Origin of the sequence: Vibrio sp. 1562 (assembly GCF_033340155.1) — a bacterium.
Classification (GTDB): domain Bacteria; phylum Pseudomonadota; class Gammaproteobacteria; order Enterobacterales; family Vibrionaceae; genus Vibrio; species Vibrio alginolyticus.
In genome coordinates this window covers 1-603 of record NZ_JAWOVY010000534.1, presented here as the reverse complement: position 1 = coordinate 603, position 603 = coordinate 1, and the positions used below count along the sequence as shown (strand labels likewise).

1 protein-coding gene and 1 pseudogene are annotated in these 603 nt (G+C 38.8%); both read right to left on the bottom strand.

Annotation, left to right across the window (positions count from 1 at the left end):
- Positions 1-236, bottom strand: a 236-nt coding sequence (locus tag R7Z49_RS26250; RefSeq protein WP_318112591.1) for a hypothetical protein, incomplete at its 3' end; no start/stop codon positions are given.
- A 59-nt stretch (positions 237-295) separates the two neighbouring features.
- A pseudogene (locus tag R7Z49_RS26245) lies at positions 296-603 on the bottom strand (molecular chaperone); the annotation flags it as partial.

The window sequence follows — 603 nt, the reverse complement described above, 5'->3', positions numbered from 1 at the left end:
GTTCCTGGCAACGATTTGGCCGTAACGCCAACCGCTATTAGATCTTGCCGCTGGAGAAAGTACTGCTCGCCAATGCGCTCGACTTCGGCAATATGCCCCGTCGCTCTTTGATTGATCACCAATTCTAGTTTCAAGCTAATATTGTTAAACTTATCAAAAGAAAAGTTTTCAGGACTCGGTAACTCAGAAAAACTGTTGGGTGAGTTCGCACAAAGGCCAATATTGCTCCACGCCATACTTAGTAATCCAAGCCAAAGCAAGACATACATTTCATTGCGTCTGTTCATTATTATCATTATTGCGTCAATGGTATTTTGTAGCGTTTACCTCCAATATTCGCACTCAAACTCATATTGTTTATATTCTTATATGAAATAGGCCAAACCTTATATTGCTCTGGAAGAATATAACCGGCTAATCCTTCAGAAATCATTAACGGTTCTTTATTCGGAGAATCCAGTTGTAAATTCACCAGACGCACATGATGATTTCCTGAGTTTTTAATGTGAATAAAGCGTTGATTATTTTTCTTAATCAATTGAGCTTGCAAACCATTCCACAACTCACTGTCCTTATTCTGCTGTTGAGTATTGTTAAGTCCTT